We start from the raw sequence: 26,020 nt of genomic DNA, 5'->3' as shown, positions 1-26,020 counted from the left end.
TAAAACAGTAAATCAAAGATGCCCAGTAATTAATGGAAGAATGATTTTGAAGTTAAATAGAATAGTTATGGATGTTGAATGTGAAGTCTAATATTTTATCCAAAAATCATTCATGTTCTTTTTGTTGATAATGTTTTTGTGTCAATAAATTCAATACGTATCATGAAATATTATATATAGTTCATGGCAAACATGGATGTCAAGCAGGTAATGGGAATCTTGCAAAAAAAGCCGATACCCTTTTGCAGGGTATCGGCTTGTTAATTTAATAAGGATGAATAGATTTTTGGGGCAAGAGAATCAGAAAAATCTTTTTGGGGGATGTTTCATTTCCCGCTTTACACTTTCTCAAATGAAATCCCCATTTTTCAGGATTAGTCTCAAAAAAGTGTAAACTACTTTCATGGTCATATGAAGGATGTCCTTTGGGTTTATGGAAAAGTCCGCCCAAAGGGCGCTAAGTTCATATGGTTCCTGTTGCTGTTGCTGTTTTTTCCCTTGAACTTCCGCAAACCTGGAGAAGCCCTGGCATAACAGTGTTACGACCGTTGAGTTTTGCCTTGTACATCATGGAGTCAGCCTCTTCAATCAAATCAAGTATGTCGGAAAAATCCGTTGTGTCATAGTAGGGAGTTATGGTTGCAACGCCAAAACTTGCGGTAACATTTATAGGGGATACATCCGTATTTATGGTTTTGGCTTCGATTGCCTGTCGCAGCCGGTCTGCAAGCTCCATTGCTTTTCTTTTTTCAGTTGCAGGCAGTATTCCTATAAACTCCTCTCCGCCATATCGGGCAATCACATCGTTGCTTCTTATATTTTTCTGTACAAGTGCTGCGACTTCCTTCAGAACAGTATCCCCTGCCTGGTGGCCGTAAGTATCATTCACTTTTTTAAAATGATCAATATCAAACATGAACAGAGACAGGGATGTGTTCTGGCGTTTAGCAGTAGCAACTGCTTTTTTTATCTGGCTTTCAAATTCTCTTCTGTTATAGCATCCTGTCAGGGGATCTATAGTTGCCGCATTTGTAAGCTGTTCTATATTCATCTGTTTTGCAAGTGCAATGGCTGTGCTCTGAAGAAGCATGTGAATAATGTCTTCGCTGTATGATGATGTGTCCTTATTGGGGAGCATATAAATTTTTGCCTGACAAACCCCTTCATTTACGTAATATGATAAAAGGTTCTCCATATTGAATTCCTGCTCTTGTTCATCAACATGAAAGGTGTGGTTCATATAATGAATAGCAGATGGCGTGTGCAGTTGGAAATCTTCCATCAGTACTGCTTCAAGGGATTTTCTGTACATTCTGGGATCAAGCCATACATCAATTCCGTTTTCTCTCTGTATGACAAATGCAAAAAGGCGGTAGTTAAGGATATCCTTAAGGCACACCGACATTTCATTTATGATTGCCTGGGTGCTGTTCTGCTGATTCAAGTTGATTATATGTCTGGTGAGTTTTTTATGTTCAGCTTCCCTTGCCAGAGCATTAAAAAAAAGTGGCATTACCTGGAATATTTTTTTAAGTTCAACTTTCATCGTTTTTACCTCTCCATATTCAGTTGTCAGTTGCAAATATAATCATGCAATAAGGATGCCATCTTTTTTATGTGAGCGGTATGGATAAATAATTCAGTATGTTATTAAAAATGATAGCCCAAAGCACTATGGATGATAGGAATATTTTGCCGCCATGTGTCGTCATTTTGACGTTGCTATTTAAAGGCATGGGCAGATTTTCCTGCTCATAAGAATATTATCGGCTAAATTTTACTGTGACTTCATTGAAAATGGATGGTATGATCTTTTTTGTTCTTATTTTAATGGATTATCAGGTGATTAGGAGAAATCATTCATGAAAAAAAATGTAAGGTATTTCTGGCATGATCTGGATGATGCCTGATTTTTGTGCTATTTTGTCAAATGAATCCACAAGGCCCTTTTTTGTGCTGGCTTGTCCAGATCGGCTTAGCAAATGAGGATGGAAGGACGTGAATATCCACTGTTTCAGAAAGAGAAAGCAAATTACAAGAGAGATGGAGTGCAGAACCTGCTTCTTCAGACGCAGGTGCAGGGCGTTTCAGTTATGGATACAGCCTGAATTGCCTTTTATATTTAAAATGGAAGGTAATAATAAAAGTGTATTTGACTTGCAGAATCATATTTCTATTGCCTTAGATACTCTCTATCCCTCTGAATATACCCAGTTAAAAAAGATGGCTCTTAAATCGTTGCCAGATGTTGAAGAGATGGATAATATGACTTTGATCCGTTTAAAAATGTATGAAATTTTAACCGGAAAAGACAGAAAGTGATTAAGCAGCACACTCTGGCCTTTATAGCTTTTTTTATATGAAAGTCTCGGTAACAGCCTGTTTTTAAAACGACTTTCGTCTTTTCGATTGTGGCGTGAATCCGCCATGTACGTTTATGGAAAAACAACAGTATCATAGTGGCAGCCAGATTGAATTTGGTGACATGATAAATATGATAAAATCATTTTCCATCTCCTGTCATAAAGAGTCCCTATGGAATGAGATTGGTAAAATCCTATGGAGCATTGAACGTGGACGCCGCAAATCAAAGCAACATTTTTTTACTTATAAAAAACTTCCCTATTTCTGCAAAAGAATTGATGCATACCTTGAAGAGAATGATAACAAACGCCTTGAGTACAGCACCATACTGTCAGAAAGATTTCTTATTGGCCTGAAAATTCAGATGGTACTTCATCCGGTTCTTCTCGAGAAAATAGGTAAGATGTCCCAGGAGTTTTCCCATGAGAAGGAGGTTACAGGAAACCGGATAAGCAGGTGGGAACTTACCCGCAGAGACTCTCAGGAGCTTGCCTATTTTATTAAAAAGAATTTTGGAAAAAACAGTGTTGAAATCTCTTTTCTCAAAGAGTTGAAACATGAGGTTCAGGAGTTTCTTGAAGAGAGAAGAATATTGTTTTTGAATCGCCATCAATCAATATTTAAAAGATCTCCGGATGGAAAACACTGCTATTTTTATCAGGCAGATGAAGCCACAAAATGGCGGATAATGAATGAAGAATTATTTGAGACAGGCATAAATTATGAAGATGCCTTTTTGCCTCTCCAGCTTGAAGAATCCCTCTATAAGCCGCATACATTGCGCTTTTCCAATCTGTACAAAATTTTGTATCCCAAAACCAGAAGTTCCATGATTGTTGTTAGGATAAATGATGTTATCTCAGAGCTTGAGGATATACAGGGATTGCTGAATAAAAGGAAATTGTACTAAAAAAAGTGATAAAGGAGCTTGTGTTCTTTAAATGTTTGATTGTCGGGTAGAACAACCCTTTAACCTTTGATTTCACTCGCAAATCACCCGACAGTTTCAACTTGAAGGGGCACTTGTTCCTTGTTTGATTATTTGCGGAGCTGTTCGATTTTTTCCCCATAATTTTTAAGCATATCTGCTTCAAAAAGAGCATTGGATTCATATGATCTACCAAAAACCGGCTGCCACAGGTTTATATCTTCCATACACATATAAAAGAAAACAGATCGTTTCCAGGAGTCCGGAAAAGAGTTATAGAGATGGGAAAAAAGCTCTTTTTTGATCTCAAATGGGTAACTCATCTTGTTTGCACACACCTCCATGGGCATCTGCAAAATGGAGCTTTTAAGCATTCTTTCCCTGATTTTGCCAAAAACCGGCTTGATAAATGTAAGTGTACCAAGAGAGATCATGACAATCTCTTCTGGTGAAAAATCGTTGATAAGGCAGGTAACAATATTGTAATAGTCCTCTTCCCATCCTTCATACCAGACAATGGGGTGAAAATGAAATCCAACGGGGCTTCCCATGTCCGCCATTTTTCTGGCACTTTCAAGGCGTTTCTTCAGGTTTGCAGTTCCTTTCTCCTCTCTTTCAATAACAATAGGTGTGTTTAGAGACCATGTAAAAATGATATTCCAGGGAGGGTTATGCTTCAAAAAGTAGTCAATTCTGCTGCTTTTGGATTTCATCTCAAGAATTACGTTGGGATATCTCCTTGCAAACCTGCAAAGGGAGTCAAGAAGGCCAAAACGGTTACCCCACATAAGTGAGTCTGAAGATTGGCCGGTGCCGATGTGATATTTTTTTTTTCTGTCTATCTTCAGGGTACCAAGGTGTGCCGGAAGGTTTCGGATAAAACGAACCTGGTCTCCATGGTAAAATGATTGAATGGAGCAGTAACTGCAATCAAACCCGCACTGCTGGACAGCATCCAGGGTTTTAAGGTTGCAACAGCGGGTTTTTTCAGAGGCAACCGGGCACTGCCCCATAATTGTTCCCTTAAGAGCTATCTCAATTATTCTCTCTTCAGGAAATTGACGTTCATCTTTTTCATTAAATTGATATTCTCTTTTATCACGTAGTTGATGTTCAATATTATCAGCAAATTCATAGGAAGTTTTATCAGGTAATTGATATTCGTTTTGGGCAAAATATTCTTTTGCAGGATAATGTTTCTTCTGGTTTTTGAGTGACTCATAGCCTTTGCGTAGTTGCTCAAAAATAACAGCGCCTGACTGCTTTCCCTTTATGTTCTCCACTGCTTCAGGATCATAAAACTGTTCCAGAGAGGCTGTACCCCAGCATATCATGTCAACGGTGTATTCAGTGAGCATCTTTAAATGTTGGAAGGAGAATGGGTGTGCCTTGGAAAGTGACATAAGCCATTTCTGGTGATCTTGAGGAAGTTTGTTGTAAAGATTTATGCCGGAAAGTTTATCAGGTTGCATGATATCCCTTTTAAAACTCTAATGCCATGTTAGCTCTTGCTAAGAGAAATCGTCAGTGATGGGAGATGTCTCTCTGGATAGTTATATACTCAAAGTCGATACTTATGATCTTTTAAGCCTTGTCAACACTGTCTGAATCAGGATTCCCAGGATTTCCAGGATTAACAGGATAATGCAGGATTATCTATCTTGAGCATCCTATCCATCCTGGCTATCCTGATTCAGACAAATGCAATAACTTCTGAAAAAGCAATAAGATGTCGATTTTGAGCAAATAATAACTATAGCAGACCTCTCTGCCTCAAAGATGCACTAAAGTCTTTATATATCAGTATGTTACTAAAAGTTTTCTAATATAAAACGCTTTATGACAGTTATTACAAAAAAAAGGGTATGGAAAATTTTAATTATTTTCCATACCCTTGATTGTTTTATTGATGTTTTTCAGGAGGATTTTACTGCTTGACTACATTTTTGGCAGCCGGACCTCTCTCATTCTCTTCAATATCAAATGTTACTCTTTCACCCTCTGAAAGGGTCTTGAATCCAGGCATATTAATAGCTGAATGATGCACAAAAACATCACTTCCATTATCCTGCTCAATAAACCCGAATCCTTTTTTGTCGCTAAACCATTTTACTGTTCCTTGTGCCAAACTTCTACCTCCTTAAAAAATATCAAACATCGTTTTTTACACCATTCCACACCTTGCACATTTGCAGACAAAACGACTGCAACCGGTAGGCTAAAGCAAATTTGAAATTGAACGGTGGCCACAGTTCAAATATGGTCACTCATTAGAACAGTGGCCACCGTTCAAATATCGTCACTCATTAATACTATATAGAGTAGAAAAAAAAATCAAGTAAAAGAAGTGACTTGATAAAAAAATTGATAAAAAAAAGGGAAAGCACTCATTCAAGAAGCTTTCCCTCTTTGTAAAATCATTGAATTTCTATCTGTAAGACAATGAATGTTTATTTTCTGTTTCCATATGATGCATATGCCATTGCCGTCACCCTGTAAACAAGATGAGCCATTTTTGAGAAAGGCAGGAAGGCAAAGAGGTTGAATATGGCAATCAGATGCAGATAATACATGAAATAGGTAAGGTACTCTGATCCTGCAAGTCGTGTCATTTCTGTCAGAAGACCTGTTGCACCAAGGGCAAATACAAGACCAAGAATATACCAGTCTTTGTAGGAAGATACCTGATCTTTTTTACTCAGACGATTTTTGATCATAAGTGCGCTTCCTATTACAAGGGCTGCACCGCTTATGTTGGCAAGCCACTTGACAGGATTAAGCTGGGAGTATGGCCCTGGAATGTGAAAAATATAGAGAACCACAAAGAATATATTGGTAACAACAAAAAGGCCTATGAATGCATACAAGACCATCATGTGGGCAGTTGCTCTGTCCTGGTTTGCCTCACACTCATTGAACTTGTCATGTTTGAAGATAACCGGCAGTACGTCTTTTATGGCCAGCAAAAATCCTTTTGGATCGATGGTGGTTTTATCAGTTTTGCCCTCTGCAACTGCATTTGCATGGATGTCGCTTATAAAATTTTTAAGGCTTAGTGCAAATATGATAACGACAAATGCCGCAAGGGGTACAAAGGTAATATCAACAAGCCAGGTAGAGACAAAGTTTGCATGGGCAATGACATCATGACCGCCATGGGACCACTCAAGTCCGAAGTTATGGAAAAGCTTTGTCATTGTCTCACCACCTGCCATTGTTATATAAGCCAGAATGGCAAACCAGATTGCAGGAATTGCAATGAGGAATGGGAGTTTCTGGGGATCCTTGACAGCATTGGCAAGAATCTTTGGCTGGGCATATTCGTTTATTGCAGCATATCTGACTGCTGACAGAACATCACCTGGTCTTGCTCCTCTGGGGCAGAGATCAGAACAGTCTCCGCATTCATGGCAAAGCCATATATCACCGTTACCGATGAGTTTATCCTTGAGACCCCATGATGCGGCGATCATCTCTTTTCTGGGGAATGGGCTGTTTTCCGGAGCAATAGGGCAGGCAACAGAGCATGTAGCGCACTGAAAACACTTTTTAAGGGTTTCTGCACCAAAACCTGTTATCTCGTCTATAAATTTGAGATCCGGTTGAACAAGGTATTTCTCACTCATATTGTGATACCTCCTAAGGTCAGTATTTGATTTAACAAGTAGTACCCTTTTATGCTCTTTCTGTGAAAATCACCAGCCATCATATATCCTGGAGTGGAGAAAAATTCTAAATCTTCATGGCCGAGTTTCGTCCATACCCGATCATGAAAAAGATATGGGTATTTTCACGGGAGAAAGGGTACACTTGAGTTTGTAATGCCAGAATAAAATATAAAAACTCCTTCCGACCATTTTTTGGTAAGAAGGAGTTATCTGATATATTACACGCTTAGAATCCCTTGAACGGATTGGGACCAAGGGCTTCAATCTCTTCTACAAAGTCGCTGAGCAGGCTCGGGAGTTTGTCATACTCGTCGATTGCAATCTCTGCAAATCTTACGCGCTCTTCTTCAAGTGCCAAGCTCTTCAAGGCATCTCCCATCTTGTTAACGCGAACTTCTGCAAGCTCACTGCCTTTGACAAAATGGCACTGATAGTTGTCGCCATGTTTGCAGCCGATAAGGATAACACCGTCCATTCCCTGGGCAAGGGCATCCTTGATCCAGATGGAGTTAACCGAGCCAAGGCAGCGAACCGGAATTACACGTACATCAGGAGAGTAGTCAATTCGGTTCATACCTACCATATCAAGTGCAGGATAGGCGTCATTTTCGCATACAAGGGCAAGAATTCTGAAAGGTGGTTCATCATAATCGTCTTCTGAAGGAACGCTTATGGCCTTGATCTGTGAGCCTATGCTGTCAATTGTATAGTCAGCAAAGCTTATAATACGCTCAGGGCATGCACCCATGCAGGTTCCGCAACGGCGGCAGCGTGTTGGATTGGCTTTTGGTGTGCCTTTCTCGTCATCATCCAGGGCACCAAAGGGGCATTCAACTGTACAGCGTTTACACTGGGTACATCTCTGGAAGAAAAATTCAGGAAAGGTCATGTCACCAGATCTTGGATGAACAGCCACGCCTCTGTTTGCAGATTCAATACACTGAATGGCTTTAAGGGCAGCACCGGTTGCATCTTCAATTGACTCTTCAATGGTCATGCTTCTGCGGATTGCACCGGCAGCATATACACCAGTTCTTTGGGTTTCATATGGGAAACAGATGTAGTTAGAGTCAGCATAACCGCCAAATATATCGTTATCCCTGAAACCAGGACCCTGTCTGTATGCAAGATTTACAACTGGATCATCAACAGTGACAGGAACCATTCCATTGGCAAGAACAACAAGATCAGCCTTTATATTGAGATCTTGACCAAGAAGTGTATTTTTAGCACCAACCATAAGGCTATCACCATTATTGGAAACTTCGGTCACAGCGCCTTTGGTCATGAAAATACCGTTATCCTGCTGTATACTTTTATAAAAGTTTTCCTGGAGCCCCGGGGTTCTCATGTGCTGGTAGATAATGTAGGCTTTACCATCTTCATAGTCATTTCTGACATATTTTGCCTGTTTCAATGCCACCTGGCTGGTAACAGAACCGCAATATGGAAAGTCTGCATCATCCTCATCTTTTCCTGGAGACTGGATAAAGACAACCTCTTTTGCCTCTTTGCCATCAGATGGTCTTACGATTTTGCCTTTTGCTGCAATTTTTTCAAACTCATCGTTTGTTATAACATCAGGAAGATCAATACCAAGGTGGGCATAGGTATCACCTTTGAGTTTGTCAGGACGCCAGCCTGCTGCAAGTATAACAGCACCGTAAAGCTCGCCATCTGGATCCAGTTTAAGGATGTCAAGGCGCCCTTTGTTGTATTCAAGATATTTTGCGTGCTGGGCTTCGGCATCAAGTTCGTTGCCTTTTTCATCCAGAAGCATCTCAGGTGGGAGTGGAAATGGAACATCAAATGGAATTTTTTCACCAGGTTTTTTGAAAGTAACAGTGAACTCTCCTGGCTGGCCAGCAATACGGGCAACTTCTGTTGATGTCTTTACTGTAATATTTGGGTATTCCTGGAGTTCAGCAATTTTCTCTTCAATAACTGGTGTAATAAGCTGCTCAAATGGTTCTGCCACAGGCATCTGGCTTCTCATCTGGGCAGCATAACCGCCAAGTTTACTCTGTTTTTCAACTATTGTTACTTCAAATCCTGCTTTGGCAGCATCCAGTGCTGCTGAGATACCTGTAATACCTCCGCCAAGAACCAGAATTTTCCTGGAAAATGTCTCAGTCTTATATGGCTCGGGAAGTTTTACCTTTTCCACCCTGATCATACCCATTTTGATGTAATCTTCAGCTTTCATCTGGATACGGTCAAAATGCTCTTCATCATCTTTTTGCTCTTCTGTCAATGCAGGATATTTTTCCCTGGAGTGCGGCCATACAACACCTTCTCTCAGGTTAACCCTCTCAACGATGCAGCCGTCAAATTTAAAGAGATCAAAATTTACCCTTCTGGAGCAGGCCCCGATTACCATGGCATTAACTTTGCCGTCATTCACATCCTTCTGAATCTGGGCAACCCCCTCCTTACTGCAGAGAAAAGGATGAGTTGTGCAGTTGATGCCTTCCTCATCGGGAACATCAACAAGTGCTTCCATGTCGAGGACATCACCTATGCCACATCCTGTGCAGATATATACGCCGTATTTTTTACTCATGTTATCCTTTACCTCCTCACCAGCGTCTGAATGGCTTTCAGTGCCATGCCGGTTGCGTTCTGGTTGGATGTCACAACATCAGCCGGCTTGTTGGCGCAACCGGCTGCAAACATGCCGCCTTTTTTAAAGTCGTTGACAATAAATCCATCCGCATTGTATTTCAGATCGGCATTTGGTTTATCCACAGATGCGTTGGGCTGCATACCGGTTGCAAGAACCAGCATGTCAACAGTCTGCCTGATTTTTTCTCCTGAGAGGGTATCTTCAGCGACAAGGGTTACATTTCCTGTTCCACTCTCCTCTCCAACCTCAGCAACCTTTCCTTTAATAAAAAATACGTTTTCATCTTTTTTAAGATTGCTGTAAAAATTTTCGTATTTTCTGCCGGGGGTTCTAAGGTCAATATAGTAGATATATATTTTTGCATCAGGATACTGCTCTCTTAGGTATGTGGCATGTTTAAGGGATGCCATGCAGCATATATATGAGCAGTATGGAAGGTGATTTTCATCTCTTGAGCCTGCACATTGCGCAAAGGCGATTGTTTCAGGAGCTTTGTCATCAGATGGTCTCAAGATTTTTCCCTGGGTGGGGCCATTCAGGGATGCCATACGCTCAAGCATCATGTTTGTTATAATGTTCTGGTATCTTCCAAATCCAAGGTTGTCAATTCTTGCAGCATCATAGGGTTTCCAGCCGGTAGCCCAGACAATGGCACCAACTTTGAAATCCAATGTTTTTTCCTGCATGTCAAAGTCAATGGCGTCGTATTTACATGCTTCTTTGCATTTTTCACGGTCGTCGGCACCCATGGAAGGAGCCATGACATAACGCATTGGAAATGCCATGTTGTGTGGAAGGTAGGCAGCTTTTCTTCTATCCATGCCGAAATTAAACTCGTTGGATATTTCGGACTCACAAACTTTAGCGCATTCGCCACAAGCTGTGCAGTTTTCATTGACATATCTTGGGCTGATTTTTACCTCAACCGTATAGTTGCCGGCATTGCCTTCAACCTTTTCAACCTCGGCCATTGTAATGACCTTGATTCTTGGATTGTCTTTTACTCTTTTGTAGTTGATTTCAAGGCCACAAGTGGGCGGACAAAGTTTTGGAAAATACTGCTTGAGCTGAGATACTCTTCCTCCCAGGGAAGGTTCCTTTTCTATCAGGAGTACCTCATACCCAACCTCGGCAGCTTCAAGGGCAGTGGTCAAACCGCTGATTCCACCACCAACAACCATAATGCTTCCGCCGGCCGGGGCTGATTTGTCTGTTGTCATGCTATCCCTCCGTGCATACGTAAGATATTAAAAGCAGATAAAGTAGATATAATCGGGAAAGTTGGAGAAGGTGTTCTCCTGTACCCTGTGTCCTTTTGTGAATAATTGGTTTGATTCCAGCTTCAGTCAGTCTCACTTTTCCGGTTAAAAATGATGAGCCTATAAAAATCCGGTATTATGAATTCTTCAGCCCTTAAACTACGGGAATTATTAATAGTGTTCTTTCAAGGTTTGATTTTCGGGTTGAAAAAACCTTTAACCAAATTACCCTACAGTTTAAAATTGAAGAAGCAATAGTTGCTTTGGCATTCTGGATTATTTTACAGACCATCAAATATACCGGTGGATAAAGTTGAAACCGGTGGCTGACATCAAAAACAGGCCATTTAAAAATGAGGCTCGCAAGCTGTAACTTGAAAGTATAGGAATTCCAATTTATTTCCCGCAAAAGCAGGAAGGGTATGGAAAAGCCCGCCCGAAGGGCGCTAAGTTCAAAATGGGGATGAAGGGCAGGGCACGGAAAAAATTGTAAGTAGTGCTTTGTCAGGATTTGCTTTTGAGTTTATCTTCATTAACAGAGAACCCAAAATTTGAGTTTTGACGAAGCAGTAGTCTCCAGTTACAGTTTGCCAGCCTGATTTCGACTGAATCTGAACAATTTCTCAAGGACACAGGAAATAAATTTCCCGTACATCAAAATTTTAAAAAACCCCCAGGCACAAACAGCACAGTACCTGGAGGTTATATTTAACTAACGTACCTTAATGGATTGTGTCCGGAATTAGTCGGAGATAATCTTGTGGTACGGAACTTTCTTGAGTGTCCACTCGTTACTCTCTTTGTTGTAGCTAGAGTTAACAAAGCAGAACCACTCGTCGTCATTCTGACCCATGAAGTCGCCTCTGTAGTAGAAACCTGGGTAGCGTGTCTCTTCACGGAACTGAATGTGACGTGTATGAGCCTGTACTGTAAATAGACGATGGAAAATTTCCCATGCTCTCAGAAGCTCATGAAGGTCACCGGCTGCAAGTTTGTCAAGGTCTTCACGGAACATTTCAAAAAGCTCCATGAGGATCTCAAGGTTTTTGCCGGAAGTCATGTAGAAGGTACCTGTACCTGCTCCATACTCGTTGGTCATCTTCATTAGACGCATGGCCATACCAGCAGGTTTGCAGTAGTTGGGGTTAACATCTACAGCAGTTGTGTATTCGCAATGCTCAAGGTAGTTTCTGACAGGTTTGTAAACCATGTCAACCAGTTCCTGATCAGTCTCTTTGAAACCGGTAACCTTGTCACCCTCTTTTGCCAGATACTGAAGCATAGATTTGGCAACAATACGTCCCTCTGCATGGGAACCAGAAGAGAATTTGTGACCTGAGCAGCCAACTCCGTCACCAGCGGTGAAGAGGCCGCTTACTGTGGTCATTCTGTTATAGCCCCATTTGTAATCCTCAGGAACCCAGTCTTCTTCGGGACCTGAACACCAGATACCGCAGCAGCCTGAGTGAGAACCAAGAAGGTACGGTTCTGTGGGCATAACTTCAGAATCTTTTTTCTCAGGCTCGGTGTTGGTTGCGCACCAGAGACCTGCCTGTCCAACAGACATGTCAAGGAAATCTTCCCAGGCTTCTGACTCAAGGTGTTTGAGCTCTTTTTTGCTCATTGTCTCACCAAGGGCTTTGAGAGCATCGGAAGTTTTCATGATGATTGGACCACGGCCTTCTTTGTACTCTTTCATCATGAGATGGTTTCTCAGGCATGTAGGAGTAACAGCAGCAGTTCCGTAAGGAGCATATTTTTCAAGCTCAGCTTTTGCATCATCACTGCCGGCATAGTTTTCACCAAGGCCGTTAACAGTTTTAGCTTTGAAAAGAAGGAACCATGCACCAACAGGGCCGTAACCATCTTTAAAACGAGCTGGGGTGAAACGGTTTTCCATCATGGAAAGCTCAGCACCTGCACGAAGAGCCATGGTGTATGTTGAACCTGCATTCCAGATTGGGTACCATGCACGACCTTTACCTTCAGCAACTGAACGTGGCTGATAGATATTTACAGCACCACCGCAGGCAACCATGATAACCTTTGCATTGATGATGTAAACTTTGTTTTCACGAAGGGAGAAACCTACAGCACCTGCAACTCTGTTAGGATCATCCTTGTCGTTGAGAAGCTCAACGATGAAGCATCTCTCAATGATGTTGTCTTCGCCAAGAGCAAGTTTTCCTGCTTCTGCAACGATTCTCTTGTAGGACTCACCATTGATCATGATCTGCCATTTACCTGTACGTACAGGAGTTGCACCAGCTTTAAGGCTACCAGCTTTCAGGCCTTTTTTTCCGTCAAGGTTTTTTCCGTCATCTGTTTTTTTCCAGATGGGAAGTCCCCACTCTTCAAAAAGATGAACAGAGTCATCAACATGACGGCCAAGGTCATAAATAAGGTCTTCACGAACAATACCCATAAGGTCGTTTCTTACCATACGGACATAATCTTCAACCTTGTTCTCTCCAATATATGTATTGATAGCTGAAAGACCCTGTGCAACTGCACCACTTCTCTCAAGAGCAGCTTTGTCACAAAGCAGAATCTTTGTGTCGTCGCTGGCCCACTTTTTGATCTCAAAAGCTGTTCCGCAGGCAGCCATACCACCGCCAACAATCAGAACGTCAACATCTCTTTTCTCAACTTCGGGATCCCTTACTGCCTTGAGCTCACCAACAGGCTTATTAGGTAATGCCATTTATATATACCTCCGAATTATTCGTAAAATAAATTAATAATCAAGTAAATGATTGATAATTATGCCAGTTCCTGTGGTGTCTTAAGAACAAAACCATCTGCTTCCTGTGTGGAGAGAAGACCTGAGTAAAGGTCTTTACCCTTAAGGTCTTTGTAAGCATTGGCTTCGCCTTCCGGAGTAGTTCTGATGGGGAACTTAAAGCGTTTTACAACGCCGTTTCTGAACTTGCATGTCCACATGATATCCTCTGTACCCATCATGGGAACAACAGAAGCGCCCATTGGTACAAAATCAGAATAACCGCGTACCTCAATAGCCTGAGAGGGGCAGATTTTTACACAAGAATAGCATTCCCAGCACTGATCTGGTTCCTGGTTGTAAGCTTTCATTGCATTAGGATCAAGAACCATCAGGTCATTGGGGCAGATGTACATACATGCTGTTTTGTCCCCACCCTTGCAGCCGTCGCACTTTTCTGCGATTACAAAAGATGGCATTAAAATACCTCCCTTACTTAATTAGTGTCTTAACTGTTTTTCCACGGGGGAAATAACCGACACTACTGTTAATGATCTGCGGCATGAACATAACAGGCCGCTTTTAATATACACATAGAAGGCCACAGTACCTGCGACCTGTTCATCCATAAGTTATCCGAAAGGATATTTGCGCTGAAATCTGAAGATGCAAAATAAAATTTAAATATTGGCATCCTTAATATGACTCCAAAGTTACTTTACAATTTTTTGTGAGAGACTCCTGCTACTCAGAGTTTTCTCTCCGGAAAGTGTAAAATGGGAAATGAAGCATGCCTAAATATTAGTGTGTTTTTTTCAGTTTAGCAATTTGACATGTATAAAAGATTAAATTTTCTATTTCTGTCCAGTCTTAAAATATTTTTCAGTCTATTCTAAGAAATATAAACGCTGGAAAAGTAGCACCGGCAAATTGCCTTGTCAAGGAATTTTGGAACATCATTGCTCTTAAAAAAATAAATTGTGAATTCAGATGAAAAAATATCAATATGTGTGTCAAATAGTTGCATTCAAATACAATATATAGTAGAAAACATTTTTTTGTTTATTAATTTTTATTTTTTAAGGAACAAGCTATGAGCGAAGAGATGATTCCAATAGGGATTGATGATCCCCTATCCTTTAACTGCTCTTCAGATGTATCCTGCTTTAATGAGTGCTGCAGGGATTTGAATCAGTTCTTGACTCCCTATGATGTTTTGCGTCTGAAAAATAACCTCACTGTATCGTCGGATGTTTTTTTGCGAAAATATACTTCCCGTCACACCGGTCCGGAATCTGGTTTACCTGTAATCACATTTAAGGCAGATCCTGATTCTGGCCTTGCCTGTCCATTTGTAACAGATGCTGGTTGTTCAGTCTATAAAGATCGACCTGCTTCATGCCGACTATATCCCCTTGCGCGTGCCATTACACGTTCCCGTGAAACCGGTGTTATTACAGAGCATTTTGCTCTTATTGAAGAGCCCCACTGTAAGGGGTTTGGCCGTAGCAGCGGCCAGAGTGTCCGTCAGTGGCTTAAAGGGCAGGACGTTGCCCTGCACAATGAGATGAATGATCGCATGATGGAGATCATAAGCCTTAAAAATCAGATTATGCCGGGAAGGCTTGATGGTGCTGATTCAGATCTTTTTTATCTTGCCTTATATGATCTTGATACCTTCAGAGCAAAGCTTTTTGCCTCTGATGCTAAAGAGATGATCATGGGTATTGAGCTTCCAGAATCTTTTTTTGACAAAATTAAAACAGATGATGTTGAACTTCTCAATTTTGGTATGACATGGATTAAATATCGTTTTTTTGGAGTTGATGCCAGGTAAATATTGATTCAGATAAGTGCAACAACTGCTGAAAAAGCAATAAGGTCTCGATTTTGAGCAAGCAGTAAAGCGAGGATGACATAGGGAATAAATGATGGAATTAAAGGGAAAAGTCGCACTTGTCCTTGGTGCAGTAAAAGGGATAGGCAAGGCAATAGCACTTGCCCTTGCAAAAGAGGGCGTAAAGCTCGTTATGACGCGATATGACTGGAAGGAAAGCTTTGACTCCATGGAAGAGGATTTCAGGCGTCTTGACAGTGATATTGGTATTGAATATGAAATTCATGACATTAATTTGCTTGATACAGAAAAGATTGCTCTTCTCATGGAGAATATTGAGAAGCGATTTGGAGTACTTGATATTCTTATCAACAATATTGAAAGGGGAGGGTGGCCTGCTGTTCACGGACCTTATATCCAGGAGCAGTGGGATCTTGAGATAGCAACCACATTGCGTACAAAAAAATGGGTTTTTGACAGCGCATTTCCTTTGCTAAAAAAATCTGATGCCGCTGTTGTGATAAATTTTTCATCAATTGCAGCACTTGTGGGACGATCTGGTGCAGCCGCTGCTATTTTCAATGATGGCTATGCTGCTGCTGCAAGAGGTGTTGGGGTTCTGACCGAGACTTGGGCGCGCATGGGAGCGCCTTCATTGAGGGTCAACGAGATAATGCTCGGGGTGTTTGAGACCCGTCATGCCCAGGGAACTCGTGGCTGGGAAGAGGTTTTGACAAGTGATGAGAAAAAAGCCATACTTGACCATATCCTGATGGGAAGAACAGGCTCCCTTGATGATGTTGTAAAAGCTGTTCTTTTTATTGTAAGGGATGCTCCATACATGACTGGAAGTGTGTTACGGCTTGACGGAGGATATGTTCTGGGAGGAGAAAAAGTACCTCCCATGCCACGAGGTGTGCTTTAATTCTTTTCAGGAGCAGGCTCTCCTGCAAGGAATGGATATGGTTTCCAGTATATTTTTCTGATTTTCATGAATAAACGCTTTCTGAATTCTCCCATGCGCTCCAGCAGATAATAGAGAGTTGGTACAACAACAAGAGTCAGAAATGTAGCCACCACAAGCCCGAAAATCACAACAACTGCCATGGAGCGCCACCACTGGCTTGACTCACTGACCCAGGATATGCTCCATGTATGAAAATCATATGAGATACCTGTAACCATTGGAATAAGTCCCAGAATTGTTGTCACGGCAGTTAAAAGTACAGGTCTTAGTCGGGTGGCTCCAGCCGATACCACAGCATCTTTTAGTTCAAGTCCTCTTTCCCTGAGCTTGTTGATATAATCAATAAGAACAATTGCATTGTTTACAACAACCCCTGCAAGTGAAATAACACCCACACCTGTCATGATGATGCCAAATGAAGAGTTAAAAAGAGCAAGTCCAAGAAATGCTCCACCAAGTGACAGAATTACCGATGTCATGATTACAAATGGCTGAATAACCGAATTGAACATTGAGACAAGGATCAGAAAGATAAGAAGCAGCGCCACAAGAAACGCCTTTGACAGAAAATCTTCAGACTCCTGCTGGAACTCAAACTCTCCTGTAAATTTGACTTTGTATCCTGGAGGGAGTGCAAATTTTTTCAGAAGAATCTCTGCCTGTTCACGTACAACAGCACCGGGAACCTTGTTTTCATCAACATTGGCCCTTACCGTTACAACACGCTCGTTGTTAATGCGTACTATATCACCAATTGAGCCTGTAAATGTTACATTGGCAAGTGTGGAAAGAGGTACCATATAACCTGTAGGTGTGGGAAGCATTAGTTCATGCAGGATATCAACAACCTTTCTGTCTGCCTCTTTTAGCTGGACTGTTATGTCATAATCATCATCTCCCTCCCTGAATGACGAAACCTCAAGGCCGTTATAGGCGCTTTTTAAGGCATAGCCTATGCCATCTGTGGTAAGACCGAAAAGTGCAGCTTTCTGCCTGTCCACATTGACCTGCACCGAAGGAATCCCCTCCACAAAATCATCCCTGACATCATGTACATGGGGCATGTCGGAAATTATGTTTTTAATTTTTCGGGCAATTTCCCCGAGAACCTCAAAGTTCTCCCCTGCAATTTCAATATTTATGGGAGCACCTGTGGGAGGCCCTTCCTCTTCCATGGCAAGGGTTACCTTGCCTCCCGGTATTTCCTTTATTCTCTTTCTTATGTCATCCACGGTGTCATGGGTTGAGCGCCATCTGTCACTCAGTTCCAGAAACCTGACTCCGACATGGTTCGGGGTATTGGAAGAAAATGCAGAGCCTCCGTCTGCAACAATGGTGCCCCTTGTGTAGATGTTCTTTATATTTTTCATGTCGCTCGGGCCGTAAAATCTCTTGCCGTTGGGCATGTCATGGGCTTTGGGGGCAAGGGCATCCATTGGAGAGGCCGGGTTAGTAAATCCAGTGTTGTCATTTTTTGATTTTTCATAAACGCCGGAGAGAGCAAGCTCCACACGTTGAAGGATGGTGTCAATGTAATCCAGATCCGCTCCTTCAGGCACATCAACATTTACATACATCCCCTTTGGTTCAATTTCAGGAAAAAATTCAACAGGTTTTTCAAGACCCACAACAATAAGCCACATCTGTATCATGAGCACCAGGAGACAAAAGGAGATGGCAATCATAGTCAAAGGGATATCAAGGGCAAAGGAGAGCATACGTGTATATATTTTCATAAAGACTCCCTTGACTTCCACGGGCTTTTCAACTGCCCTTGAGATCTCTTCCATGGACAGAGGTGTTACTGAACCGTTCTGACCGGATGAGAGTGCAGACCTTGTTTTGGGCTTCATAATAAGGGATGCCATGGCAGGGTTAATAATCAGTGCAACAAAGAGGCTGGAAGTAAGGGTAATAATCAGCGTGAGGGGCATGTAACCCATGAACTCTCCCATGATACCTGGCCAGAACAGCATTGGGGAGAAAGCTGCAAGCGTTGTAAGAGTTGAGCCTATTACAGGCCATGCAACCTCGGAAGTTGCCTGCATGGCTGCCTGGGCAGGGCCTGCTCCCTGTTCCATGAAGCGGTAGATGTTCTCCACAATTACAATGGCATTATCAACAAGCATTCCAAGGGCAAGTGTCAGGCTGAAAAGTACCACCATGTTAAGGGTGATTCCCATGAAATAGAGTACAGTAAAGGAGAGTAGCATGGACATGGGTATGGCAAGGCTTACAAGCAGGGCATTGCGGATTCCCATTGCAAGAAAAATGACTACAAGCACAAGAATAAGGCCGGAAAATATGTTGTTTTCAAGATCTGCTACCATGTTCTTTATATCGTTGGTTTTATCCATGACCTTGGTGATTTCAGTTCCAGGAGGCCAAGTAACCATTCTTTTTGTAATTATCTCATCCACTTTTTCACTTATGGCAATGATATTTTCCCCTGACCGTTTTTTTACAGCAAGGTTTATGGCTTCACGTCCGTCAAGGCGTGATCGGCTGCTCTCCTCCTTGAAACCATCAACAACATGTGCAACATCCTTTAGATATACAGGCTGACCCTGATGTGTTCCAAGGACAAGGCCGTAAATCTCTTCTGGAGTCTCAAATTCGCCGGGAACCCGAAGCTGAAATCTTCCCTTTCCAAGGCGGATTGCTCCTCCTGAGTTGTTCCTGTTTTCACTTTCAACAGCGCTTTGCAGGCTGAATATGGTCAAGCCGTAATATGCAAGTTTTTCCGGAGATACTTCAACCCTGATTTCGCGCTCAAGACCTCCTGTAACATCCACAGCAAGTACTCCGGTTACAGCTTCTATATCATCCTCCAGGTCATCTGCGATTTTCTTAAGTGCAGGCAGTCCACAAGTTCCGGAAAGGGAAAATACCACAATGGGCATTTCGGAAAAGTTTACCTCAAAAACATACGGGTCATTATCAAGATCAGAGGGCAGATCACCCATTGCCTCATCCACTTTGTCCTTGACATCCTGAATGGCTTTGTCAATATCAGTGCCTGTGACAAATTCGATATTGATGGATGACAGCCCCTCGGAGCTTACAGACTGAAGCTTTTTTAAGCCATCAAGACCTTTTAGTTTGCTTTCAATCTTTATGGTGACAGATGTCTCCATATCTGAAGGGGATACCCCACGGTAGCTTGTTGATACAAAGACATTGGGTATGGTTATGTCAGGATCGCTTTCGCGGGGTAGTACGTTGTAGCAATAGACTCCAAATATGATAATCAAAATCGTCAGTACAACAACACTGGTACTTTTTTGAACCGCTGTATCAGAAATAATCACAACAGATGCTCCATTTATTGAGGCACATATGAAAAGTTTAGGTTAAGCTGTTTTTAAAGGCCAAAATGGTGGGATGCCACAAGTAATGGTTTGAGTTCACAGGGAATATTCACCTGATTCTGTCAGGGTATGAACAACCTTTATCTTCTGGCCATCTTCAATATCCCTGTGACCTTCAACAATCAACTGCTCACCGGCATTGAGCCCTGTTTTTGCCTCAACCATCCACTTTTCCATAATGCCCAGCGATACCAGGCGTTTAACGGCAACTCCATCTTTTTCCACAAAGACAAACTGCTCATTGTTTCTTGAGATAACACTGTAGAAAGGAATGATAATGACATTTTTCCTCTCCTTTTTAACCACATCTGCACGTACAAACATACCCGGCATAATATCCCTGTCAGGGTTGTCAACGGTCAGCTCAAGCCTGTAGAGCAGAGCGGCTGTATCAGGTGAGGATGAGAGAAAAAATTTTTCTCCTGTTATCTTACGGTCATCAAGGGCCTGTACCGATATATCAACATGGGAAAGTGGAGCAACCGCAGGCATATCTGATTCAGGAATACCAACCACAGCCTTGAGTTTGTCAATTCTCAGAATCTGGCCGACAGGGTCACCTGTGGAGAGCAGAAGTCCCACCTCAGCATCAATGCGGTTTACAACACCTGACATGGGGGACTTTATGGTGGTGCGCTCAAGCATCAGCCTGGCATCATCAAGGTTGGCCTTTGCAAGCTGCATGTTTGTCTCTGTTATATCCAGTTGAGCCTCGGATATAATCCCTTTTAAATGTACAGCCTTGTCACGTTTGAACTCCGCAACTGCAAGTTTATATGCAGCTTCTGCACGATCAATGGCAATGCGGTAATCATCTTTTTCAATGTGGAGGATGATTTCTCCTTTTCTAAGCTCCTGGCCTTCCCGCACAAGTATCTGCTCAACAATACCCCCAACCTCAGCCTTAAGATCAAGGGTTGTCCATGGCTCCATGCTTCCAGGCAAGTTTATTCTGTCACGTATTATTCCGGGTTCAAGGGGCATAACAACAGTATTCACAAGGGGCTTTTCCGGAGTTTTGGCTTCAGCTTTTTCAATCTCAAGTTTCTGTTTTTTTTCGTTGATTGTTCCGAGCAGCATAACAATCAATGCGATCATGCCCACAAGAAAAAGCCTGGGAATAGACCGCCATATAAAAAGGACAAATTTTGCTCTAAAGGATTTCGGGGCAGTTGACCGGCCTGTCCTGATTGAAGAAATAGAATCAATTTTTTTTGACGCATTTGATTCTGTTTCCGGCGTTATCTCTGTATCAGGTATTAATGCTCCTTCAGCCGGAGTTATCCCCGTGGAATCATTGGCACTCATTTTAAATCTTTCTCCCTGTCAATTTCCTGCATGGCTTTTCTCATCTGGCGGACCGCCTGGCGAAGTCTCTCTTCATTTTCAACAAGTGCAAGCCTGAGATATCCCTCACCCTCTTCACTGAATCCCACACCAGGTGCCACAGCCACATTTGCCCTGTTCATCATCTCGATGGCAAACTGCATTGAACCCATCTGGCAGTATGGTTCAGGGATTTTGACCCATGCAAACATTCCGGCTCCTGGAGGTTCAACATCCCATCCAATTCGGGAGAGGCCGCTGCAAAGAGTGTCTCTTCTTGCCTGGTAAAGCTCCACCTGATCGGGAATGGTATCGTCACAATCTCTGAGGGCAATGATTCCTGCTATCTGGATAGCTGAAAAAATTCCATAATCAAAATATCCTTTTATCTTGCTTAAGCCTGCAATAATTATGGGGTTGCCTACGCAATAGCCCAGACGCCAACCTGCCATATTGTAGGATTTTGAAAATGAACCAAACTCAACCCCAACATCCTTTGCTCCTGGAATTTCAAGAAAACTTGGCGCCTTGTAACCGTCAAAGGTGATACGTGAATATGCAAAATCATGTATCACCATGAATTTGAAACGCTTGGCAAGGGCAACAATCTCCTTGAAAAGATCAACGTCGCAAAGGGTTCCTGTGGGGTTGTGGGGATAGTTGATCATCAGTACCTTGGGGCCTGGATAGAAGGATTCACATATATTGACAATTCTGTTAAGAAATGATTCCGGCGGAGATATTGGAACTTTTACCACAGTGGCACCGGCTATTACTGCCGCATATATATGGATGGGAAAGGCCGGAGCAGGGACAAGTACAGAGTCTCCGGGCCCGAGAAGTGCAAGGCAAAGATGTGATATGCCCTCTTTGGAGCCAATGGTAAGGAGGGTCTCATTTTCGGCATCAAGGTCAATGTCGTAAAGTCTTTTGTAGTAGAGTGAAATTTCTCTTTTAAGGTTCTTCATGCCTGATGAAACAGGGTAACGGTGGGTTTTGGGATCCCTTGCAACCTCGATGAGCTTTTCTATTACATTTTCAGGGGTTGGATCAACGGGGTTTCCCATGCCAAGGTCAATGACATCATCACCCCTGCGTCGTTTTTCCATTTTAAGATTGTTGATCATACCAAAAAGGTATGGTGGCAATTGATCCATTCTGCCGGCAAAACGGATTAAATTTTCTTCACTCATGGTCAATTCTTCTCCAAAAAGAGATTTTACGTTTACTGATCAATTTTGGAGTGGCACGCAAATGGCATAATTGCAGGCCATCACAAAATTACCAATAATTAATGATTTTCAAAATACAGAGTATTGTGAATTACCATAAGAGTGAAGTGTTTTCAATTGCTCGTTTTAAATTCCTTTATTTATGACGGTCACAGTGGAACCCCGTCATAATTTAATAGTATAGGAATTTCCATTTTATCTCGTGCAAAAGCAAAAGTTTATGGAAAAGTTCGCCTGAAGGGCGTTAAGTTCATAGTATAGGAATTTCCATTTTTATCCTGCAAAAGCAGTTTGGTTATGGAAAAGCCCGCCCGAAGGGCGCTAAGTTCAAAAATCAAAGCCTATAAAAAAAATAGGTCATTACGCAGACTTTAATACTCAAATGTTTCAACGACCATTTCAAAATTTGAACTATTAATTAAAGTCCCTTTATTAACATTGTCAGACTGAAGAGTTTCCATCCCATGGGCGTTAAAGTTAGTTGCCAGCACCCATAAGGAAATCATGGTTATGATAGCTTTTATTATTCTCATAACGACCTCCTTTTTCTTTTCTAAGATCAAATATTATGGCAGCTTTTGCATCTGTTGTGATGCTGCCTTTAATATATTAGAATGCAAACTCAATGCCGTTCAAAAAAATTAAGCTATCTTTATGTCTTGATATTAAGAATGTCAGAGCTGTTTTCTTTATTAATCAGATGGTTAGAGGAATAATGATTTTAGAATAAAAAAATATTTCAATAAACAATTCAGGTTAAGATCTTTAATGTACTATGAAATATGTCAACTATATTTACCATGTGGAGTTAACCGATATTGACATATTTGAAGAAAAAAAATTTCATGATTGAACCCAGGAGTCTCCCCCTGCCAGAAAATAAAACCGGATATTTTCAAGTTTAATAAACCCTCATGATTGCGATGCTATCACAATTGTGGATAAAAGTTTTTATATATCAGCATGTTATAGAGACTTTCTAATAAAGTATTCTCAGGCTAAATCTTATATTGCAGGGACTCATTTGCTGAATGGGTATCTTGACAAAAGTTATCTAAAAAGATATGCCTTGAAAGTCTCAGTAGATTTTTATTAAAACTAAAACCTTTTCTGGAGGTGTTATCATGTTATCAAGACACAAACTCTTTTTTACACTCCTGATATTGCAATTCTTTATTGTGGCTTTTACAGGTATTCCGGAATCAGGTGCCGGTGAATCAGGTGCCGGAGATCTTGATCTGGAATCAATCAATTTTGCTTTTGATTCAGACAAACCAATTGAAGATTTGAAACAGATAAACAGAATCATGGATTTCATGGGCAGGGACAATGACCTTATCCTTGAGATAAGTGCCCATACTGATACACACGGTACTGAAGCCTACAATTCAGAGCTTTCAAGAAAAAGGGCACTTGCTGTCAAACAGATTTTTCTGGACAGGGGACTTCTTTCGGAACGCATATTGATCAAGGGAAATGCCTTTCATGTTCCCTTTGCATCAAATAAAAATCTTGAAGGCCAGTTGCTTAACAGAAGAACAGATTTCAGTATTTTTAAATTTGTTAATGGAGAGCGGGATTACTACTACAGGGATAACCGATTTATTAAACCTCTGGAAACTATGGCGGCCGTTGATGAAGGAGCCGCCCAGGCAGTTACGCCTGCTGCTGAAACAGGGCCTTCATTAAATGATCTTCTTGAGCGTATTAATGACCTTGAGGAGCTTCTGAAAGATAAGGGTACAGAGTCTGCCTCTCCAGAAATTTCTTCAGGCGGCAGCACCGGTTTTAACCTTTTTGCCAATAATGCTTTTACTCTTTCAGGGGGAGTAGGGGCAAATAACGGAGAACTTCTTGGCAATGTCCAGGCAAGCCTTTTTATCCCCATGAATAACCAAAGCTTTGCACTTCAGGGTGGATTTCGAGGAGATATCACCGAAGATTTTCAGGAGTACCAGATGGATGCAGGACTTGTTGGGAAAAGCGGATATTTCCAGCTTGGCTGTTTTGCTTCCATGAAATTTGTCAATCTTGACCTCTATGAAGATACAGGAATGCTTTCCCAGATCAATGTGGCTGCATCAAGGCTGTTTAAGCGGGGAAGTGTAGGCATCTTCTTTACACAGGCCATTAAGGATGAAGATGTTGTTGACAGCCACAGCCATTTTGAGTTTGCTGATCTTTACACAACAGAAACATATATTTCAGTACGGGATAAGATCGGTGTAAGTGTAGAATATATGTTTGAAAACGGTCTTTCGCTATACGGTGATGTTGGTTCCCAGGATGCTGATGAGTCAGATATGTTCGGCTCCCTTCGCATGACATTTCCCCTTAATAAAAGAGGAGACCTCAGGCTTTTCTGCCAGGCAGATTACAATAACGGCTATCTTGAAGAGGATGACAATTATTCGGCAGTTATCGGCATTGAACTTGGAACTCCAGCAGATGGTAATCTGTCAGGGGAAAGTAACAGCAATGGCGATGCATCACCTCGTATAAGACCCATGAAAGTGCAACCCATAAGCTATGATGTCAATACCAGAACCACAGTTCTGGAATCTGATGTCAACCATGCTCCAACAGTTTCAATAAAGGTATCAACCATACAGGGTACACCTCAGTTTGAAGTTGCATTTCAGGCAGTGGCATCAGATCCTGATGGGACAATAGTCTCTTATGTTTGGGATTTTGGAGACGGCACAAGTGGCAGTGGAGAAGAGGTAACCCACAGCTATTCAGCTTCCGGTCTATACAATGTTACACTTACTGTAACAGACGACAAGGGTGCAACATCTTCGGCATCAACAGCAATTGATGCTCTAAATGCTTCTCCGGAAGTATCCATACAGACCACAACACTTCAGGGTGGATATCCGCATACAGTGACATTTACAGCATCGGCAACTGACAGCGATGGCTCCATTATCTCCTATGAGTGGCACTTTGGGGACGGAAACACAGCAACAGGCAAAAATGTGACTCATACTTTCAAAAAACCAGGAACATATCAGGTGGAACTGAAAGTTACTGACAATCTTCATGCTGTTACCACATCAAGCGTCATTGTAACTGCAACAAGTTTTGCACCAACATCAGCCATTAATTATAAGGTTTCCCAGAACGATCCGGCAACCTTTACCTTCACAAGCAATGCCTGGGATTCAGATGGCGAAATTCGCACCTGGCTCTGGGATCTCGGTGATGGTACCTACAGCAACATGTTCTCCATCGAGCACACCTTTGCTCCAGGAACCTATGTTGTAAGACTTACTGTAATGGATAGTCAAGGAATGTCTGCAACCGAGACAGTTACGGTTACTGTTCCGTGATTTTGGATCTTTGCACCGATTTTGTTAAAAACAGCTTTTAAGTAAAGGCCATGGCAGACAATCTGCCATGGCCTTTGTTTTAAATGTTAGCAAAACTTAAAAATGTCTGATTTTTTCAGATACGCCTACCCCCTTTTCAGAGCACAAAGAAATGGCATCTTTTGTAAATCCACCAAGGGATAAAAATGCTGGAATTACAATTGTTTCACGATTTTGTTTTTGATAAACCGTCACCTTTTCAAGAAAATTCGCCTGTAATGCGGTTGAGCATTCCCTGTAGTTTTTGCTTGTCTTTTTTAAGTTCTTCTATCTTTTCGTGAAACTCCTTTTTAAGATCATGCTCAAAATCAAGGATCTCCTTTTCAAAGCGATTCCTCAAAATCAAATG

Annotated in this window: 17 protein-coding genes; 5 read left to right on the top strand and 12 right to left on the bottom strand. The window is 41.8% G+C overall.

Going from position 1 to position 26,020, the window contains the following annotated elements:
• Positions 1-463 precede the first annotated feature (463 nt).
• On the bottom strand, positions 464-1,546 hold the full coding sequence (locus MTBBW1_RS05490) for a GGDEF domain-containing protein (protein WP_080800352.1): 1,083 nt from the start codon (positions 1,544-1,546) through the stop codon (positions 464-466).
• 452 nt (positions 1,547-1,998) lie between these two features.
• On the opposite strand from MTBBW1_RS05490, the gene MTBBW1_RS05485 reads away from it, so the two are divergent.
• Positions 1,999-2,322 carry a hypothetical protein gene (locus MTBBW1_RS05485; RefSeq protein ID WP_139786672.1) on the top strand — a complete coding sequence of 108 codons (324 nt, stop codon included), beginning with the start codon at positions 1,999-2,001 and terminating at the stop codon, positions 2,320-2,322.
• 115 nt (positions 2,323-2,437) lie between these two features.
• Complete coding sequence (locus MTBBW1_RS05480; protein ID WP_080800347.1) at positions 2,438-3,274, top strand: hypothetical protein; 837 nt, start codon at positions 2,438-2,440, stop codon at positions 3,272-3,274.
• 128 nt (positions 3,275-3,402) lie between these two features.
• Here the strand turns inward: MTBBW1_RS05480 and MTBBW1_RS05475 are convergent, their stop codons facing one another.
• The 7 genes from MTBBW1_RS05475 to aprB form a co-directional block, all read right to left on the bottom strand.
• Positions 3,403-4,764: an SPL family radical SAM protein gene (locus MTBBW1_RS05475; RefSeq protein ID WP_080800343.1), complete on the bottom strand. Its 1,362-nt coding sequence runs from the start codon at positions 4,762-4,764 to the stop codon at positions 3,403-3,405.
• Between the two features lie 455 nt (positions 4,765-5,219).
• Positions 5,220-5,420 (bottom strand): cold-shock protein, encoded by a 201-nt coding sequence (locus tag MTBBW1_RS05470; RefSeq protein WP_080800340.1) that lies wholly within the window; start codon positions 5,418-5,420, stop codon positions 5,220-5,222.
• A gap of 322 nt (positions 5,421-5,742) precedes the next feature.
• Entirely contained in the window at positions 5,743-6,918 is a 1,176-nt protein-coding gene (gene qmoC / locus MTBBW1_RS05465) for a quinone-interacting membrane-bound oxidoreductase complex subunit QmoC (RefSeq protein WP_080800338.1), read from the bottom strand.
• A gap of 268 nt (positions 6,919-7,186) precedes the next feature.
• Entirely contained in the window at positions 7,187-9,523 is a 2,337-nt protein-coding gene (locus MTBBW1_RS05460) for an FAD-dependent oxidoreductase (RefSeq protein WP_080800335.1), read from the bottom strand.
• Positions 9,524-9,531: 8 nt separating this feature from the next.
• Positions 9,532-10,806, bottom strand: coding sequence for a CoB--CoM heterodisulfide reductase iron-sulfur subunit A family protein (locus tag MTBBW1_RS05455; protein ID WP_080800333.1), 1,275 nt, complete (start codon positions 10,804-10,806; stop codon positions 9,532-9,534).
• A 781-nt stretch (positions 10,807-11,587) separates the two neighbouring features.
• A complete protein-coding gene (gene aprA / locus MTBBW1_RS05450; RefSeq protein ID WP_080800331.1) occupies positions 11,588-13,549 on the bottom strand; it encodes an adenylyl-sulfate reductase subunit alpha in 1,962 nt (653 codons plus the stop codon).
• Between the two features lie 59 nt (positions 13,550-13,608).
• Positions 13,609-14,046 carry an adenylyl-sulfate reductase subunit beta gene (gene aprB, locus MTBBW1_RS05445; RefSeq protein ID WP_080800328.1) on the bottom strand — a complete coding sequence of 146 codons (438 nt, stop codon included), beginning with the start codon at positions 14,044-14,046 and terminating at the stop codon, positions 13,609-13,611.
• A 614-nt stretch (positions 14,047-14,660) separates the two neighbouring features.
• Between aprB and MTBBW1_RS05440 the strand changes: the two genes are divergently transcribed.
• Positions 14,661-15,404, top strand: a complete 744-nt coding sequence (locus MTBBW1_RS05440) for a YkgJ family cysteine cluster protein (protein WP_080800325.1) — start codon at positions 14,661-14,663, stop codon at positions 15,402-15,404.
• A gap of 94 nt (positions 15,405-15,498) precedes the next feature.
• A complete protein-coding gene (locus MTBBW1_RS05435) occupies positions 15,499-16,329 on the top strand; it encodes an SDR family NAD(P)-dependent oxidoreductase (RefSeq protein WP_080800322.1) in 831 nt (276 codons plus the stop codon).
• Here MTBBW1_RS05435 and MTBBW1_RS05430 read toward each other — a convergent pair.
• The 4 genes from MTBBW1_RS05430 to MTBBW1_RS28165 all read right to left on the bottom strand — a co-directional run bounded on the left by MTBBW1_RS05430 (position 16,326) and on the right by MTBBW1_RS28165 (position 22,833).
• Complete coding sequence (locus MTBBW1_RS05430) at positions 16,326-19,682, bottom strand: efflux RND transporter permease subunit (RefSeq protein WP_080800319.1); 3,357 nt, start codon at positions 19,680-19,682, stop codon at positions 16,326-16,328. The genes MTBBW1_RS05435 and MTBBW1_RS05430 overlap by 4 nt on opposite strands.
• 96 nt (positions 19,683-19,778) lie before the next feature.
• The gene (locus MTBBW1_RS05425; RefSeq protein ID WP_080800317.1) at positions 19,779-21,050 is read right to left on the bottom strand and encodes an efflux RND transporter periplasmic adaptor subunit; all 1,272 of its coding nucleotides are present in this window, start codon (positions 21,048-21,050) and stop codon (positions 19,779-19,781) included.
• Positions 21,047-22,261, bottom strand: coding sequence for an aminotransferase class I/II-fold pyridoxal phosphate-dependent enzyme (locus tag MTBBW1_RS05420; RefSeq protein ID WP_080800314.1), 1,215 nt, complete (start codon positions 22,259-22,261; stop codon positions 21,047-21,049). The genes MTBBW1_RS05425 and MTBBW1_RS05420 overlap by 4 nt, the downstream gene beginning before the upstream one ends.
• Positions 22,262-22,671: 410 nt before the next feature.
• Positions 22,672-22,833, bottom strand: coding sequence for a hypothetical protein (locus tag MTBBW1_RS28165; protein WP_186441098.1), 162 nt, complete (start codon positions 22,831-22,833; stop codon positions 22,672-22,674).
• Between the two features lie 591 nt (positions 22,834-23,424).
• On the opposite strand from MTBBW1_RS28165, the gene MTBBW1_RS05415 reads away from it, so the two are divergent.
• On the top strand, positions 23,425-25,632 hold the full coding sequence (locus MTBBW1_RS05415; protein ID WP_080800311.1) for a PKD domain-containing protein: 2,208 nt from the start codon (positions 23,425-23,427) through the stop codon (positions 25,630-25,632).
• The last annotated feature ends 388 nt before the right edge of the window (positions 25,633-26,020 follow it).

This window comes from Desulfamplus magnetovallimortis (genome assembly GCF_900170035.1).
In the GTDB taxonomy this organism is placed as follows: Bacteria; Desulfobacterota; Desulfobacteria; order Desulfobacterales; family Desulfobacteraceae; genus Desulfamplus; species Desulfamplus magnetovallimortis.
The sequence above is the reverse complement of the archived record's forward strand: the minus strand, read 5'-3'. Positions and strand labels throughout refer to the sequence as shown.